16 protein-coding genes are annotated in these 16,344 nt (G+C 50.4%); 11 read left to right on the top strand and 5 right to left on the bottom strand.

The features are described from left to right. The first annotated feature begins 24 nt into the window (after positions 1-24). Genes gspG through DDY07_RS03585 form a run of 10 tightly spaced genes read left to right on the top strand, consistent with a single transcriptional unit; the run spans position 25 to position 8,394 of the window. Complete coding sequence (gene gspG / locus DDY07_RS03630; protein ID WP_033159576.1) at positions 25-450, top strand: type II secretion system major pseudopilin GspG; 426 nt, start codon at positions 25-27, stop codon at positions 448-450. Further along, positions 451-918: a GspH/FimT family pseudopilin gene (locus DDY07_RS03625; protein ID WP_033159572.1), complete on the top strand. Its 468-nt coding sequence runs from the start codon at positions 451-453 to the stop codon at positions 916-918. Beyond that, positions 905-1,324, top strand: a complete 420-nt coding sequence (locus DDY07_RS03620) for a prepilin-type N-terminal cleavage/methylation domain-containing protein (protein ID WP_171694841.1) — start codon at positions 905-907, stop codon at positions 1,322-1,324. Before DDY07_RS03625 ends, DDY07_RS03620 begins: the two co-directional genes overlap by 14 nt. Then, on the top strand, positions 1,324-2,037 hold the full coding sequence (locus tag DDY07_RS03615; protein ID WP_171694840.1) for a prepilin-type N-terminal cleavage/methylation domain-containing protein: 714 nt from the start codon (positions 1,324-1,326) through the stop codon (positions 2,035-2,037). Before DDY07_RS03620 ends, DDY07_RS03615 begins: the two co-directional genes overlap by 1 nt. Further along, positions 2,030-3,010 (top strand): general secretion pathway protein GspK, encoded by a 981-nt coding sequence (locus DDY07_RS03610; RefSeq protein WP_171694839.1) that lies wholly within the window; start codon positions 2,030-2,032, stop codon positions 3,008-3,010. Before DDY07_RS03615 ends, DDY07_RS03610 begins: the two co-directional genes overlap by 8 nt. Then, the gene (locus DDY07_RS03605) at positions 2,988-4,160 is read left to right on the top strand and encodes a PilN domain-containing protein (protein WP_171694838.1); all 1,173 of its coding nucleotides are present in this window, start codon (positions 2,988-2,990) and stop codon (positions 4,158-4,160) included. Before DDY07_RS03610 ends, DDY07_RS03605 begins: the two co-directional genes overlap by 23 nt. Continuing rightward, positions 4,157-4,735, top strand: a complete 579-nt coding sequence (gspM, locus tag DDY07_RS03600; protein ID WP_101052139.1) for a type II secretion system protein GspM — start codon at positions 4,157-4,159, stop codon at positions 4,733-4,735. The genes DDY07_RS03605 and gspM overlap by 4 nt, the downstream gene beginning before the upstream one ends. Then, positions 4,732-5,349, top strand: a complete 618-nt coding sequence (locus DDY07_RS03595) for a hypothetical protein (protein ID WP_171694837.1) — start codon at positions 4,732-4,734, stop codon at positions 5,347-5,349. Before gspM ends, DDY07_RS03595 begins: the two co-directional genes overlap by 4 nt. Next, positions 5,339-7,603: a type II secretion system secretin GspD gene (gspD, locus tag DDY07_RS03590; RefSeq protein WP_171694836.1), complete on the top strand. Its 2,265-nt coding sequence runs from the start codon at positions 5,339-5,341 to the stop codon at positions 7,601-7,603. The genes DDY07_RS03595 and gspD overlap by 11 nt, the downstream gene beginning before the upstream one ends. 44 nt (positions 7,604-7,647) lie before the next feature. Further along, positions 7,648-8,394, top strand: a complete 747-nt coding sequence (locus DDY07_RS03585; protein ID WP_171694835.1) for an MgtC/SapB family protein — start codon at positions 7,648-7,650, stop codon at positions 8,392-8,394. Positions 8,395-8,462: 68 nt separating this feature from the next. Here the strand turns inward: DDY07_RS03585 and DDY07_RS03580 are convergent, their stop codons facing one another. The 3 genes from DDY07_RS03580 to DDY07_RS03570 form a co-directional block, all read right to left on the bottom strand. Beyond that, the gene (locus tag DDY07_RS03580; RefSeq protein WP_033159564.1) at positions 8,463-8,675 is read right to left on the bottom strand and encodes a hypothetical protein; all 213 of its coding nucleotides are present in this window, start codon (positions 8,673-8,675) and stop codon (positions 8,463-8,465) included. A 316-nt stretch (positions 8,676-8,991) separates the two neighbouring features. Further along, positions 8,992-10,209, bottom strand: a complete 1,218-nt coding sequence (locus DDY07_RS03575) for a M20 aminoacylase family protein (protein ID WP_216614701.1) — start codon at positions 10,207-10,209, stop codon at positions 8,992-8,994. A gap of 18 nt (positions 10,210-10,227) precedes the next feature. Next, complete coding sequence (locus DDY07_RS03570; protein ID WP_101052137.1) at positions 10,228-11,643, bottom strand: sigma-54 dependent transcriptional regulator; 1,416 nt, start codon at positions 11,641-11,643, stop codon at positions 10,228-10,230. A 229-nt stretch (positions 11,644-11,872) separates the two neighbouring features. Here DDY07_RS03570 and DDY07_RS03565 point away from each other — a divergent pair, with 229 nt between their 5' ends. Continuing rightward, the gene (locus tag DDY07_RS03565) at positions 11,873-13,117 is read left to right on the top strand and encodes an HlyC/CorC family transporter (RefSeq protein ID WP_101052136.1); all 1,245 of its coding nucleotides are present in this window, start codon (positions 11,873-11,875) and stop codon (positions 13,115-13,117) included. Between the two features lie 208 nt (positions 13,118-13,325). On the opposite strand, the gene corA is transcribed toward DDY07_RS03565, so the two are convergent. Next, positions 13,326-14,603 (bottom strand): magnesium/cobalt transporter CorA, encoded by a 1,278-nt coding sequence (corA, locus tag DDY07_RS03560; RefSeq protein WP_033159561.1) that lies wholly within the window; start codon positions 14,601-14,603, stop codon positions 13,326-13,328. A 274-nt stretch (positions 14,604-14,877) separates the two neighbouring features. Then, positions 14,878-16,278: a mannose-1-phosphate guanylyltransferase/mannose-6-phosphate isomerase gene (locus DDY07_RS03555; RefSeq protein WP_171694834.1), complete on the bottom strand. Its 1,401-nt coding sequence runs from the start codon at positions 16,276-16,278 to the stop codon at positions 14,878-14,880. Positions 16,279-16,344: the final 66 nt, after the last annotated feature.

The following is a 16,344-nucleotide window of genomic DNA, read 5'->3' as shown; positions in this document are numbered from 1 at the left end:
ATTTTTATAGAAGGAGTTTTGCAAATGAAACACATGTTACGCCGCCACGGCGGTTTTACCTTGCTGGAATTATTGGTGGTATTGGGCATTATCGCCATGCTGGCCGGGATTGTTGGCCCGCAGGTGATGAAACATATGGGCGCCTCCAAAACCAAGGCCGCCAGAGTACAAATCGAGGATCTGGCGGCGTCGCTGGACATGTACAAACTGGATGAAGGCCGCTACCCCACCAGCCAACAAGGCTTGGCCGCGTTAGTGGAAAGACCGGCCGATGCCAAGCGCTGGAACGGCCCCTACCTGCGGAAGGACAAAATCCCGCAAGATCCTTGGAATCAGGATTATCACTATGTCTTCCCCGGCCAACACGGTAAGTTCGATTTGTTCAGCTATGGTGCCGATGAAAAAGAGGGCGGCGAAGGCGAAGATCAGGATATCAACAGCTGGGAATAAATGACCGCCCTGCCCGCCCGCCAACGTATGCAAGGCTTTACGCTGATCGAGCTGATCATCGTACTGCTGATCAGCGTGCTGGCTTTTGCGGTGGTCGGCAGCAATATCGGCTCCGGCAACCGCAGTACCAAGCTACAAGCCGTCGCCAGGGATATGGCCTCAGCCCTGCGTTACGCGCACGGCCAGGCACTGATGACGCAAAAGCCGGTCAGTGTCGCCATCGACCTGCAAGACAACAGTTACCGCATCAGTAACCACGACAAAACTTATCCGTTTGCCGAAGAGATTGACGTGTCCTTAGTGGTCGCGGAGGAAGAGTTTAGCGAAGGCGAGCAAGGCCATATTCGTTTCTTCGGCGACGGCTCGTCCACCGGCGGCAGAATCACGCTGGAATGGGGTAATCAATTGCGCCGCATCGACGTTAACTGGATTACCGGCCAGGTCAGTATTTCCGATGCAGCGGCATAAAGGCTTTTCCCTGCTGGAAATTCTGGTCGCCTTTTCCATCATGGCGATAGCGTTGACGATACTACTGCGCATCTTCGGCACAGGCGTTAACAATGCCGTCATTTCCGAGGAATACACTATCGCGGTGCAAATCGCCGAATCGCTGATGGCCCGCACCGGGGTGGAGACAGAGCTGACAACCGGCGAAAGCCAGGGCACGGAAGGCGATAAATACGACTGGCAAATCACGGTCAATCCGGCGACGCCAGTGCAATCCCGTGCCAGTCTGAGAGATACGGATCCCGATCAACAAAAACCGGCGCCGGTGTTGATGTCGGTGCGGGTAGTGGTGGCGTGGGGTGAGGCAGAACAACCGCGTGCCGTGGAATTGCATACCTTAAAACTACAACAACCAGGTCCGGGCTAGTGTCGCAACGTTCATCGGTAAAAGGATTTACGCTGATCGAAATGCTGATAGCCATCAGCTTGCTGGGGATCATGGTGGTCTTGCTCTTCGCCAGTTTGCGGATAGCCGCGGAAAGCTGGAACAGCGGTGAAGCCAAAATCAGCGAAGTGAATAAAAAAGCCGTGGTTTACCAATTCTTCAAACGGCATTTGAGCAATACCAAACCCTTCCCTATCATCCAGGAAAACCAAGCACAAAACGACCAACAACTGGCATCGCAAGAATTGCCGAAACTGGCTTTCGAAGGCTTGCCGCAAAGCATCAGCTTTGTCTCTGCGCTGCCGGCCGCGTCGGCACGCAAGGGCTTACAAGTGTTTCATGTCGGCCTGGACCCGCAGCAGCCGTCGACCCTGAAAGTCGCATTAACCCCTTACCGGCAAACCGAATCGATACCGGCCGACGCCGAACCGGTCGTGCTATTGGAAAACTTACGGCATTTCAAAATCAGTTACTTTGGCGCATCGGCTGACAACGTTGACGGTAATGGTGCTTGGCTGGACGAATGGCAAGGACAAGCCACCGGCCAGTTACCCAAACTGGTAAAAGTCAGCATCGCACTAAACGACGACAGTTTTTGGCCGGACATGATATTTGCATTAAAAATCAACGGCCAGCCGAACGCAGAAGCGTTGCTCGGCGAGCAAAATCAGCAGCCCGGCATCGCGAATGAATAGCATGCTTCGTGCACAGGCAACCCATCGGCAACGCGGCCTGGCGCTGGTAATCGTCATTTGGATTTTGACGCTGCTGAGCCTGATGGCCGGCAGTTTTGCGTTAAGTATGCGCAGGGAAAGCAGCGTCGCCGGCGCGTTGAAAAACAATGCCCAAGCCCAAGCACTGGCGGAAACCGGTTTAAACATTGCCCAATTCATGCTGCAACAGGCCGATCCCGAGCGGCGTTGGCACGCGGATGGCAGTATCTATCGAATACCGGGCAACGATAGCGAAATTCGGATCCGAATTATCGCCGAATCCGGCAAAGTCGATATCAACGCCGCGGAGGAACCTTTATTAAAGGCCTTGATTAGTTCGGTAAGCGACGACAAAAAGCTACAGCAGAATTTGTTGGATGCTCTGCTGGATTGGCGAGACGCCGACGATGATCCGCGTCCGCAAGGCGCCGAGAAAAAACAATATCGGCAAGCCGGGCTGGCTTATCAGCCCAGCAATCAACCTTTTCAATCCCTGGAGGAGTTGCAATTAGTGCTGGGGTTCAACGCGGATATTTTCGAGCAGCTGCAACCGTGGATTACCATCTACTCCGGACAAGCGGAATTAAACTTGCGGCGGGCACCGTCGGAGTTACTGGAAATGGTTGGTGACAACCTGAAGGCACAGAATATTCATGATGTATACTTGGACAAACGCTTGTCTGAATCGGCTGCGGCAGACGATAGCACGGCCGATCAGACCGATCCGGCATTGGCGGATGAAGAGCAAACGTATACTATTATGGTACAAACCCTGCTGGAAGATCAGGCGACGGCCGCTATCGAAGCAGTGGTAAGAATCCAGAACCAAGACCCCAGCCAAGCGCCCTACCAAATCCTGGATTGGAAACAAGGTCAGCAAGTATTGGCCTTATTCGACTCGGCCAAGGAATCCCAGCTCATTACCGTTCAAGATGAATTTACAAACCAGCATTGATTTCGATCTGAAACGTTTCTTCCAGTGGTGGGGGCGAGAATTGGCGTTTTTGGTACCGAGTCGTCTCAGATCCTTGCTGACAGACCGTAGTGGCGCACTCGTAATCAGCGCCGCCGACGCGGATTTTCAAATCCGTTTTTACCGCGAGGCCGAACAGCAAACCCCGATGACATGGCGCTTGGACAGCAACCTCGCGGATAGTTATCAAACCTTGAAGGCCCAACATCCGGATTTTGAAAAAGCCGAATGTATCTTGCGCCTGGACAATACCCAGGCACTAAAAAAAATCGTCTATTTACCCGCTGCGGCGCAAGAGAATCTGCAGCAAGTTGTCGGGTTTGAGTTGGACCGTTATACGCCGTTCAAGGCCGAGCAAGTCTATTTTGCCGCCATACCGCTCGGCAAAACCGAGCATGGTCAAATTGAAGTATTACTGGTATTTACACCCAAAACCGTACTGGACGAGCAACTGGTCAAACTACAGGCTTTGGGGATACAGCCGGTGCGGGTGGATTTTTGCCATGCCAGCACCGTGTGCCCTGCCGACGCGCCCGCTTACAATTTACTCCCGGAACGCTACCGGCCGCGCGGCAACGCCTTAGCTCAAGCCATGCATTGGCTGCTGAACAGCTTACTGTTACTGTTGTTTCTGGCAGTTTTGATTTGGCCGGTGTGGCAGGAAGGTCAAGCCGTCGATGTCTTGAAAAATCACATCAAAACGCTGGAAAAAGAAACTCGCGTAATAGAAGAACAACAGCACGAAATCGATGCCTTACGCCAGCAAACCCAACGTTTGATAGACATTAAAACCCAGTCTCCCGCTCTGGTTGCGGTATTGAACGAACTGAGCTCCTTGTTAAAAGATGACAGCTGGTTGACGCATTTTCAATTTGCGGACAAACGTCTGCAAATCCAGGGTCAATCGCCGGGCGCGTCGTCTTTGATCGGTTTGTTGGAAAGTTCCGGATATTTCAGCAATGTCAGTTTCGTCTCGCCGTTGACCCAGGATAAAGCCACCGGGCGCGAGCGCTTCCAAATTAGTATGGATGTTAGCCCGCCACCCGCCGAGCCTGCTGAGGATACTGAGGCGACGACCACCAGCCAGCCTGCTCCAGCAGAATCCGAGGCAAATGGAGGGTCCGAGCAATGAATCAAGCGCGCTATCAGCGCTGGCTGGCACTGGCTCTACTTGGATTGGTGTTATTTACCGTGATATTTTTGGTACTGCTGCCTTTATTCAGCAGCTGGCTGGATTACCGCGAGCAAAAAAACGACCTGTTGTTTCGTTTGCAACGCCAACAAGCCATTGTCGCCCGCCGCGACAGCGTTGCCCAAAACCTGGAATCATTGAATCAGCAATACCAGCAGCAAGGCTATCTAAGCGACAGCGACACCGAAGCCTTGGCCTCAGCTGAGCTGCAAAACATCGTCAAAACCGCGGTAACAGAAGCCGGCGGCCAACTGACCAGCACGCAAGGTTTGCCGGGCAAGGCCGAAGAGGATTTTGTGCGCATCGCGGTAAAAGTGCGCATGAGCGGCAGCATTGAAGCATTGCGCGCGGTGCTGCACAGTCTGGATACCAATATGCCCTTGCTGCTGGTCGATCAATTGGACATTTCCCCGGTACGCGGCGCGCGTAACCGCAGCACCAACAAAATGGACCCCAGTTCTCAGTTGAATGTCAGTTTTGAAGTGATCAGCTTTATGCGAGCCAAAGCCTCATGAATCAGAAGCTGATCAGATTGCAATTACTGGGTTGCGGCACGCTGAGCCTGCTGTTGGCAGCGGAATGGACGTATAGTCAATATACGTTAAAGCAATTGCAAACACTGCTTGAGCCGCGCCCGCAAACCGAATCCCCGGCCGAGCAACTGCCCAATATCGCCGATAATAGCGGCTCTGCGGAAACCTACAGCGATATTGTCGATAGACCTTTGTTTGTGGAAGGCCGAAAGCCAGTCGCCGAAACCAATCCGACCGACAATTTGCAAACTCAAGATTCCGGACAAATCGACGATTGGGAGTTAATCGGCGTTTACGATAAAAATAACAAGCCGACCGCCTTGTTTAGAAAGCGCAACGAAGCCAAAAAGTTTTTAAAAATAACCGAAGAACAAAGCATATCCGGCTGGCTGCTGAAGCAAATACACGCCGACCATGTGCTGCTTCAGCAAGGCAGCCAGGAAAAATCGGTCGTATTGAGAAAGCCGCGTGCGCAAGTCAAGCCTCCGGTACCGGGCAAGCCAGCCGTACCGCCCAGACCGCCGCAGCCCAACGCCGTTGCCAAACCTATAGAACCAGTACCTAATGAAAATCCCGAGAACATCAATGACAACTAAAAAAATCAACATTCCTCCAATGTTGGCGTTGGCGCTGTCCATGACCGGCTGTGAATTTATCGGCCCGCAGTTGCATGAAAAACTGGCTATTGCCGATCACAAACCGGCTCAAGAAGATACTTTGTTGATTCCGGAACTGGCTAACGAGGCCAATAAAAACGCCGAAAATAGAATCACCAAAGTCGAAATGTACCCTAGCGGCGACGCAAGCATCGCCCCGCAAGCCAGCCACCAAGGTGGCGGCAAAACCAGCGGTAAGGGCGAATACAGTTTGAATTTCGATGACGCCGATCTGGGCGAAGTGGCGAAAGTAATACTCAGCGATATTCTCGGCCGGAACTACACCATCAGTCCGCAAGTGGTCGGCAAAGTGACTTTGCAAACCTCCAAACCCTTAAGCAAGGACGAGCTGATCCCAACCCTGGATATGCTGCTGAGCTTGAATAATGCCGCCCTGACCGAACAAGGCGGCATGTATCTGATTAAACCGTCTAACGAAGCCTTGTACAGCAGCTCAATCAGTTCGCTGTCCGGCGCCAAAATGCCCAATGGTTATCAGGTGCGGGTAATTCCGGTCAAAAATGTCGCGGCCTCGGAACTGGCGGAGATATTGAAACCGTTATTGCCGGAAAAATCGTTGCTGCATGTCGATCCGAACCGTAATCTGATATTGGTCGCCGGTTCCGGCGCGGAAATCTCCAGGGCGTTGGATGTGGTCAATACCTTTGATGTCGATATTTTAAAAGGCCGCTCCTTTGCTTTGTTTACACCGGCTAACGTCAGCGCCGGCAAAATCATTGAAGAGCTGGAGCAAATCTTCAACACCAAAAAATCCAAAGACGACGAAGCCAGCTTTTTCCGCTTTATCGAGATAGAAAGGCTTAACGCCGTATTAGCTGTCACCCATCAAGCCGGTTATCTGAAGGACATTGAAAACTGGGTATATAGGCTGGATCGCATTAACACAGCGGCAGCCGGCGGCGTGAATGTCTACCGGGCGCAACATGTCAGCGCCACCGATTTGGCCGAAACTTTAAGCAATATTTTCGGTAGCGGCGGTTCCGGCAAATCCAGCAAGGCTTCTATCGCCTCCGGCCGCAAATCATTATCGGCCACCAATAAAAAGTCGGATAGTTCATCAAGTAGCAGCGCAGGCGGCGCCAACCGGCAGCAGGATTCGATGAGCGATAGAACGCTCAGCGACCGAACCAAAGATAAAAGCAGCAGCGGCGCACTCGGCGGTAGTTTAAGCGGCAGTTCGGGTGGCAGTAATAACAATGACATGCCCAACGTCAAAATCATCGCCGACGAAGGCAATAATGCGCTGATTATCGTCGCGACCGCCCAGGAATATGCAGTGATTGAGCGCGTGTTAAAACAGCTGGATGTGCTGCCTTTACAAGTGATGATCGATGCCACGATTGTGGAAGTTACGCTGAAAGACGATTTAAAGTATGGATTGCAATGGTATTTTAGCCACAATAACGGAGGAAATAACGATACAGCTGGAGGCTCTGCACAAGGCTTGAGTCTCACAAATGTTGCTAAAGATGCTATGAAGGCATTTGGCACAAGTGGTTTCTCCTACGCTTTTTCTAGCGGTTCAAAGGACATTCAAGCCGTACTAAATGCCAGTGCTGTCAATAATAACGTCAATGTCATCTCCTCGCCGTCCTTGATGGTACTGAACAACCAGGAAGCCACGATCAAAGTCGGCGATTCGGTGCCGATACGTTCCTCAGTTTCCAGCAATTTGAGCAGCAACAATTCCAATAACGGTATCGTGCAAACCAGTTCGATCCAGATGATCGATACCGGTGTCAATTTGTCGGTTAGGCCCAGGGTGAATGCCGGTGGATTGGTGCTGATGGACATATTACAAAGTGTTAATCAGGCTATCAAAACCACGACCAGCGACACCATCGACTCGCCCACCATTCAAAAAAGGGAAATCGAGAGCAGCGTTGCGGTACAAAGTGGCGAAACCATTGTTTTGGGCGGTTTGATCAAAGAAAACAACGATTATTTGCGTGACGGCGTGCCGCTGCTGCACGAGATACCCTTAATCGGGCCGCTTTTCGGCGGTACGACGCGGAATAAGGACAAAACCGAGCTGGTGGTGCTGCTCACCCCCCGCGTGATGAAAAGCCGCCAGGATGCTAGGGATATAACAGACGAGTTCAAACGTAAACTGTCCGGCATCTATTATCAAAAACCTGTTGAAATTAATGTTGAAGTGGAGACGGTGCCATAGGCCCAAGCCTTTAGCCCGTATCTACAAAAAAACGGACGATAAACATGAATCCAATCTCGCCGGACCGGCTGATTTCGTTTTGGTCGCTTGCCCAATTGGAAGCCAGCGTGGTGATTCTGATGAATATCGTCGGCGCTTTGTTTTTGGGCATGGTGGTGGGCTACGAACGCTCCTACCACGGCCGAGCAGCCGGCATGCGCACCTATGGACTGGTGTGCATGGCTTCCGCGGCGGTAACGGTTATCGTCGGTTACCCGCAGTTCTGGTTTGGCGGCTTATTGCCGCTCACCACTACCGCCGACCCCACTCGGGTTATTCAAGGCATCGTGACAGGTATCGGCTTCTTGGGTGCCGGCGTAATCATGAAGGAAGGTCTGAACATCAGCGGCTTGACGACCGCCGCATCGATTTGGGCCTCTTCGGCGATTGGTATTTTATGCGGCGCCGGGTTTTATTTTGCGGCCATTTTGTTGGCTTTAATTGCGTCGGCGACGATGATCTGGGGCGGGCGAATCGAAGCAGCCTTACCTTCCCGTCATGCAGTGTCGGTGATTTTGCGTTTTCAAACCAGCTATCGACCTAATCAGACCGAGATTAACGATTTGGCAAATGCCTTGGGTTATCGATTGGCCGAAGGCTCGGTTGCCGTTATCAGCAACAATAAACACGAAGAATGGCATCTGGTTTTTATTGCAACCGGTAATCATAAAATATCGATTCCTGCGATTGCGGAAAGCCTGGAACGCTGCGATTTTCTCAGCGGTTATCAAGTCGCCTTTGCCCGAAACTGAGCGTCAGGAAACAGGGAATCGATAGGACGCCCTGCTTCCTCACCGCTTTTCTCAGTTGAATTGCCGGGTTATTCCAATACGTTTTTCACACATTGTCTGGCGAACGTATTAATCGACAGCGTATCGCTTAAGTATTGGTTGAACAAACCGCTGATATCGACCGGGTTGAGATAGACATAAACGCCGCAGCCGGTTAGCGCGATAAATTGCTGACTCAGCGTTTCAACGAATAAAGTGCGTGTGTTGCTGAGTTGGGTGATTTCGTTGCTTGAGGTTTTCATGACATCCACCTAATTTGCTGGTTAAACCCAACAACCAAGCAGCATGATCCACGCCAAATCACTCATCGATTACGCTTCAATAGCCTGAACGCAAACCGGAATCCGTCCAAGTACCTCAAAATCCTGCTTTTTCTAAAACAAAAGAAAACCGACTGATTCTTTCTCTGGGTTGATGCTTTGAAGGAAACCGCTCTCCTCATGAGCTAAGCATGGAAAACTGTGCACTGACCTGGCAATTTTGTCGCAAAAACTGCCAGAGTTGTCACAAAACCGGCATTTTCAATCCACTCTGTCACAGTCGTTTGGCAGGCATTATTTAAGCTGACAGACAAGTTTCTACCAATCTCACCCAATAGGTCGCGCCTAGAGGCAAAATATCATCGTTAAAATCGTAACTGGTGTTATGCAGGGCACAAGGACCGGCGCCATGACCAATACTGCGATGATCACCGGCGCCGTTGCCGATGAAACAGTAGCTACCGGGTAACTTTTGCAGCATAAACGCAAAATCTTCGGCGCCCATCGTGGCTTTTTGCTCCAAAACATGCCGGTCGCCAACAATAGAGGCCATGACGCTACGCGACGTTTCGACTGCCTCACGGTGATTAACCGTCGGCGGATAGCTACGTTTAAATTCAAAATCACATGCCATTCCATGTGCCAGACAAATATGCCGGGCTACTTCCTGCATACGGGTTTCGATCAAATCCAGTAATTGGTTGGAGAATGTGCGTACCGTACCGGCTAGCTCGCAGGTATCGGCAATAATATTGGTCGCCTCACCGGCATGTAACATCGTGACTGAAATCAAACCGTTATCCAAGGGATGGGCGCTGCGGGTTAAGATGGTTTGAAACGCCATAATCATTTGCGCGGCCACCGGCACCGGATCCAATCCCAAGTGCGGCAATGCTGCATGGCAGCCTTTGCCCCGAATCACGATCCGAAAAGTATTCAATGATGCCATCACCGGTCCGGGACTCACCGCAAATTGCCCAGCCGGCAACTCCGGCCAATTGTGCATGCCGTAAACCGCTTGCATCGGAAACAGTTCAAACAGGCCGTCCTTGATCATCTCATCGGCGCCGCCACCGCCCTCTTCCGCCGGTTGGAATATTAGATAGACAGTCCCGTCAAAATAACGCTGGGTTGCCAGATATTGCGCCGCAGCCAACAACATCGCGGTATGGCCATCATGCCCGCAGCCGTGCATTTTGCCTGGGTACCGCGAGGCATGTGCAAAGCTGTTTTGTTCATGCATCGGCAAGGCGTCCATATCGGCACGCAAGCCGATTGCCTTGTCGGAACTCCCTGCTTTGATGATCCCGACTACACCGGTTTTACCCAAGCCGCGATGAATAGGAATCCCCCATTCGGTCAGTTTAGCCGCGACCAAATCCGCGGTACGCATCTCTTCGAAGCACAACTCCGGATGGGCGTGTATATCGCGGCGCAATTGGCGAATAACGGCAATATTGGCGACAATTTCCGGTATCAGTAAGGCTGACGACAATTCAGCATCGAGTTTATTCATGGCAAGGCGGTGTGCGGTCTAAGCCGTATCGGTTTTGCGCAGCTTTTCCACGAGCGTGGTTCTGCGCATATTCAGCAGTTTGGCAGCATGCGCTACAACGCCATTGCATTCTTCCAAAGCCTGACGAATCAATTCGTTCTCGAGATCGGTCAAATATTCCTTAAGATCGATACCTTGTTCGGGTAAATGCACGGCCGCGACTGCACCGGGTGTCGGCATCGCCAGCGCTTCTCGCTCAGCCGGCCGCACAATGTGAATATCCTGCTCCGGCAATACAATCTGCACGCCTTCCGGTACTTCATAGCCCTGAAATTTTTCCGGTAAATCACTGACATCGACACTAGCATCCGGACTAATGATGGCTAAGCGCTCGATCAAATTTGACAACTCGCGGACGTTACCGGGCCAACTGTGTTGCATCAAGGTGGCGATTGCGCGAGGCGATAAACTGACGGTACCCCGGTTGGCGGCTTCCATGCGGGCAATCAGGTCGTTGATTAAATAAGGAATATCTTCGGCTCTTTCCCGCAAGGCTGGCACTTCGATCGGGAACACATTCAGACGGTAGAACAAATCCTCTCGAAAGCGCTTCTCGGCGATTTCCTGTTCGAGGTGACGATGCGTCGCAGCAATAATCCGCACATCGCAATGGATGGTTTTATTGCTGCCGACACGTTCGAAAGTGCGTTCCTGCAATACTCTTAACAACTTAACCTGCATCGGCATCGGCATGTCGCCGATTTCATCCAAAAACAGCGTACCGCCTTCCGCCATTTCGAAACGACCTTGCCGCGAGGTCAACGCGCCGGTAAATGCGCCCTTCTCGTGGCCGAACAATTCGCTTTCCAGCAGTTCACCGGGAATAGCCCCGCAATTGACCGGCACGAATGGCCTGTCTCGCCGCGCAGAGGCACGATGCAGCGCTTGCGCCACTACTTCCTTACCTGTGCCGGATTCGCCGAGGATAAGCACCGTGGCGTCGGATTTGGCGACTTGATCGATCTGCGCACGGGTTTTTTGAATGGCTTTGCTTTTACCCGCCAGACCCTTATCAGGCAGCGACTTTTTACTGGCTTGCGCAGGCTGCGGCAAACTGTCCAATAGTTGGATCAATAGCGGGTAGACAGTCGGCCACTCCAAGGTTTTATTGACCATTTGCTGAATGGCGCTAACCACCTGCGGCCCACCGGCGTCCACCAGCAAAACCACAGGAATATCGCCGACGCTTTCGGTGACCGTTTTGATCAAGCTGGCTTGCTTGTCTCCGCCGCAGCCGACAAATACCGCACCGAAACTGTCATGATCTCTAAACGCCGCTTCAAAATCGCTACTGGCAACCGCCTCCACGCGATATTCCAAAAACCGGAGTATGCCTTCCACTTGCTGACTGCGGTGGGTGTTGTCATCAATGAGCAAAATTTCTGGCAAAGCCATGCGTATATTCTCTGCAAACTACGTTGTTTTAAGGCGGAAGGGGGGTTGCTGATTTTAAGTTAAGCATCGAATCCGGTTATTGTCAAAATGGCCCCATTTCAAGCTATTGCATAGTTTAGTTCATGTTATTTACATCGATTGACTAATCAGCCATCCCATTTTGCAGCTTGACAAATTTTCCACAACATAGAAACTAGCTCGATGTTTAACAACCAAGAGCCCCGTTGCCTTGAACGACATATCTTTGAGTATACTGTTCGGTATACTGGCAGCCTTACTGATTATTTCAGCTTTTTTTTCCGGCTCTGAAACCGCCTTGATGACGCTGAACCGTTATCGCTTGCAGCATTTGGTGAAAAAAAATCATAAGGGCGCGATTAAAGCCCATCAACTCTTAAAAAGGCCGGACCGTTTGCTGGGCCTGATCCTGCTGGGCAACAATTTTGTCAATATCCTGGCGTCGTCCTTAACAACCTTGATTGCCATCCGCGTCAGCGGAGATAACGCTATAGCCCCCGCTATCGGCCTGCTAACTTTCGGCATGCTGGTATTTTCCGAAGTAACCCCAAAAACCCTGGGCGCCCTCAAACCGGAGTTACTGGCGTTGCTGTCCTCCTGGATTTACATTCCGTTATTAAAGATATTTTATCCCTTGGTATGGGTGATTAACGCTATATCCAGCCTGTTGTTATGGCCATTCGGTATTAAAAGCTCGAGTAATACAGCTATCGAATCGCTAAATAAAGACGAGTTAAAAAGTATCGTTTCGGATGCCAATCATTTGCCGACGCGCTATCAAAACATGCTGTTGAGTATTTTAGATTTGGAATCCGCCAGCGTTACCGACATCATGACCCATCGCAATGAAATTATCGGTATCGATCTGGAAGAATCGGTAGAAGACATTATCGAACAACTACAAAATAGCCCGCATACTCGCCTGCCGGTATACAAAAAAAATATAGACCGGGTGATAGGTTTTCTACATTTACGTACGATTTTGGCACAAATTAGCGACCCTGATTTCGATAAACACAATATCACCAATAGCCTGTCCAAGCCTTTTTTCATTCCGGCCAGCACCTCGATTCACAAGCAAATGCAAATCTTTAAGGCCGAAAAACTCCGTATCGGCTTGGTAGTAGACGAATATGGCGATGTACAGGGCTTAGTGACGCTGGATGATTTATTACAGGAAATCGTCGGTGAATTGGTCTCCGAAGAACCCGATATAAAAATGCAAAAAGACGGTAGCTATCTGGTGGATGCCGGCGTAACCATCCGCGAACTCAATCGCATCACGCATTGGGATTTGCCCACCGAAGGCCCGAAAACATTGAATGGCTTGGTAATCGAATACATGGAAACCATTCCGGAACCGGGTACCAGCGTGAAACTGCATGGGCATATTATTGAAATAATTAAGCGCGATGAAAACGCGATCAAGCTGATTAAATTCAATCCCAAACGCTGACCAAAATTTATTTTAGGCAAAAAAAAGGCGGTTATTTTTAATAACCGCCTTAGAAGCAATAGGAAGAAATATAACGCAACTTTAAACTATCAAACCGAACTAAAAAGTTAGGTTAATCATAGTGGCGAAAATTTCAAATTCAAATGTGACATATTGTCGCAGGTTGAGTTTGAGCGTTAAACAGTTCAGCGGTATGTAAATTGCTCGCTTACCTCAACCAACCCTTCCTTTTAAAGAAAATAAACGGCAATAATACCGAGATAGTCATCAATCCGAGTGCAAAAGGATAACCCAGCATCCACTGCAATTCCGGCATATTCTCAAAGTTCATACCGTAAATACTGGCAATCAGGGTGGGCGGCAACATTGCCACCGAAGCAACCGAGAAAATCTTGATCACCTTGTTCTGATTGATATTGATAAAACCGACGGTGGCATCCATTAGGAAGTTAATCTTGTCGAACAAAAACGCGGTATGGCTATTAAGCGATTCTATATCGCGCAGAATTTGCTGCGCATCTTCCAACTGCGTGGTATTCAGCAGTTTGCGGCGAATCAAAAACGACACGGCGCGCTGAGTGTCGAGCATATTCCGGCGGATTCGGCCATTTAAATCCTCCTCTGCGGCAATATCAGTCAAAATATCCGCGGCTTCTTCGTCGCTAATATCCTGGCTCAAAACTTTTTTGCTGACAATTTCCAACTGCTCATAAATATTCTCCAGCGCGTCCGCGGAATACTCGGCTTCGGCGCCGTATAAATCCAGCAACATATCCTTACAGTCAGAGACAAAGCCTGGCTGCGTGCGGGCCCGTAAACGCTGTAAGCGAAACACCGGCAATTCTTCGCTACGTACCGAGAACAACATGTCGCCACGCAATATAAATGCGACCGGCACGCTGCGAGACTTACCTTCGCGATCCAGTAAAAAATCCGAATGTATATGAATTTCGTGCTGATCCTCGACGTAGAACCGGGCACTGGCTTCCAAATCGGTCAAATCCAGGGGGTCCGGCAACTCCAGGCCATAATGTTGCCCAATAAGCAGCCTTTGCGCTTTGCTTGGCGCCAACAAATCGATCCAAATCGGCTTGATTGCATACAAGTCGTGGCGGCAGGTGATAGCGACCTTAGCGAGGCGACCTTCGACCAACTCGAATGCGCTCATTTGTCCCACGCCACAATGCGGTTCTCGGTCGCCGACCAATTCCTCGCGCAAGGTATCGGACAATTCCCAAAGCACATCGTCCTGTCTGGCTTCCTCGACCTGCTGCCAAACCAAGTTCGCATCTTCCAGGTCCAGAGCATGCAGAATTTGCCCAATTTCGATAGCAGACAGCCGCGCCAACAGACTACGCAGTTCCACCATGTGCTGCTTTTGTACCAAAGCAGTGATTAGCTTACGGCGCGGCATGGGCTGATTGTTCAGCATGCCTTCGACAAGCTTATGTTTTTTCAACAAATCGTTGATTGTTTGTAACGACAAGAGCAACTCCGGAATAAAGCAAGCACCAAATTTTTTATTCGGCGGGTATAAAACGGCTAACTTTAAACCAAAACGCTGACAAAAAATCCTTCGCCGCTCTTCGTTGAACGGCGAACTTCAGTAAATTTAGACAAAAGCACTTAATTTTGATGACACATCAAACGATGGATTGATGCAAACCATCTGCTTAAAGTAGTCACTGACAGATAATTTACACAATATGCAAGTCCAGGCGCCACGTAAACAGACGCGGCGATAAGCAAGCAATTCCGAGTTAAATACGACCGTATTGATCTTCGTAACGGACGATATCGTCTTCGCCTAGATAGCTGCCGGACTGGACTTCCACCATTTCCAATGGAATCACCCCCGGATTCTCCAGGCTGTGAATAACCCCCAAAGGGATATAAATCGATTCATTCTCGGTGACTAAAATTTTCTCACCGTTTTTATCCACCCAGGCAGTACCTTTGACAACTACCCAATGCTCTGCGCGGTGATGATGCTTTTGTACTGATAATTTGGCGCCGGGCTTCACGACAATACGCTTGGTTTGATGGCGCTCACCGGCATCGACCAAATCGTAATGTCCCCAAGGTCTGTAAACTTTACGATGCACACTGGCTTCACTGCGTTTCAATTTTTTCAGTTGATCGACTACTTCCTTGACGTCTTGCACCCTATCCTTCGCGGCAATCATGACCGCATCGTCGGTTTCAACCACCACCAAATTATCCACACCGATCACCGCTACCAATTTGTTGGCCGAGTGAATATAGGAGTTGCAAGTATCCACCGTTAACACATCGCCTTTGATGGCGTTGCCGGCTGCATCTTTATCCGTTACGTCCCAAAGCGCGGACCAAGAACCGACGTCATTCCATTCTGCATCCAACGGGATCACTACCGCCTTATCGGTTTTCTCCATCACCGCGTAATCGATGGAATCTGATGGACACGTCGAAAAAATCTGCTTATCCAAACGCACAAAATCCATATCCGGTTTTGCCGCCCGCAAAGCTTCTCTACACACTTCCAGCATTTCCGGATTGAATTTTTCCAGCTCACGCAAAAAGCAACCCGCTTTAAAAGCGAACATGCCGCTGTTCCAAAAATATTCGCCACTTTCCAGATAGCGCTGCGCGGTTTGCAAATCGGGCTTTTCAACAAATGCGGCAACTTTATAGGCTTCACCATGACGGGTATCGCCGCGCTTGATGTAGCCATAGCCGGTTTCCGGCTCGGTCGCGACGATGCCAAACGTCACCAAAAGATCCTGTTTCGCCAACAGTTCGGCTTGAACCACCGCCCGATGGAAAGCGGCACGATTACCGACCACATGGTCAGCCGGCAAAATCAACAATACATCGTCTTCGGAACGTGCACTTAATGCCGCCATCGCTACGGCCGGTGCGGTATTTTTGCCGACAGGCTCCAAAATAATGGCAGCCGGTTTGATGCCGATTTCCCGCATTTGCTCTGCGAGCATAAACCGATGATCTTCATTACAAACCGCAATGGGTGCCTGTAAGCCGGCAACGCCATCAAGCCTTAAAATGGTTTCCTGAAGCATGGTGTTGCCGGACACCAAGGGCAAAAATTGCTTGGGATACTGACCACGAGACAAAGGCCATAGCCGAGTTCCTGAACCACCTGATAATACTACCGGGATCATAATGTCGTTTTCCTTACGGGCTGAATGAAAATGGGTTGAGCTAGTCTAACATTTAGGTAACTGCTG

Origin of the sequence: Methylomonas sp. ZR1, from assembly GCF_013141865.1 — a bacterium.
Classification (GTDB): Bacteria; Pseudomonadota; Gammaproteobacteria; order Methylococcales; family Methylomonadaceae; genus Methylomonas.
The sequence above is the reverse complement of the archived record's forward strand: the minus strand, read 5'-3'. Positions and strand labels throughout refer to the sequence as shown.

Coding starts and splice junctions, on each gene's coding strand:
- gspG (WP_033159576.1), top strand. CDS start 25: ATGAAACACATGTTACGCCGCCACGGCGGTTTTACCTTGCTGGAATTA.
- DDY07_RS03625 (WP_033159572.1), top strand. CDS start 451: ATGACCGCCCTGCCCGCCCGCCAACGTATGCAAGGCTTTACGCTGATC.
- DDY07_RS03620 (WP_171694841.1), top strand. CDS start 905: ATGCAGCGGCATAAAGGCTTTTCCCTGCTGGAAATTCTGGTCGCCTTT.
- DDY07_RS03610 (WP_171694839.1), top strand. CDS start 2,030: ATGAATAGCATGCTTCGTGCACAGGCAACCCATCGGCAACGCGGCCTG.
- DDY07_RS03605 (WP_171694838.1), top strand. CDS start 2,988: ATGAATTTACAAACCAGCATTGATTTCGATCTGAAACGTTTCTTCCAG.
- gspM (WP_101052139.1), top strand. CDS start 4,157: ATGAATCAAGCGCGCTATCAGCGCTGGCTGGCACTGGCTCTACTTGGA.
- DDY07_RS03595 (WP_171694837.1), top strand. CDS start 4,732: ATGAATCAGAAGCTGATCAGATTGCAATTACTGGGTTGCGGCACGCTG.
- gspD (WP_171694836.1), top strand. CDS start 5,339: ATGACAACTAAAAAAATCAACATTCCTCCAATGTTGGCGTTGGCGCTG.
- DDY07_RS03585 (WP_171694835.1), top strand. CDS start 7,648: ATGAATCCAATCTCGCCGGACCGGCTGATTTCGTTTTGGTCGCTTGCC.
- DDY07_RS03580 (WP_033159564.1), bottom strand. CDS start 8,675: ATGAAAACCTCAAGCAACGAAATCACCCAACTCAGCAACACACGCACT.
- DDY07_RS03575 (WP_216614701.1), bottom strand. CDS start 10,209: ATGAATAAACTCGATGCTGAATTGTCGTCAGCCTTACTGATACCGGAA.
- DDY07_RS03570 (WP_101052137.1), bottom strand. CDS start 11,643: ATGGCTTTGCCAGAAATTTTGCTCATTGATGACAACACCCACCGCAGT.
- DDY07_RS03555 (WP_171694834.1), bottom strand. CDS start 16,278: ATGATCCCGGTAGTATTATCAGGTGGTTCAGGAACTCGGCTATGGCCT.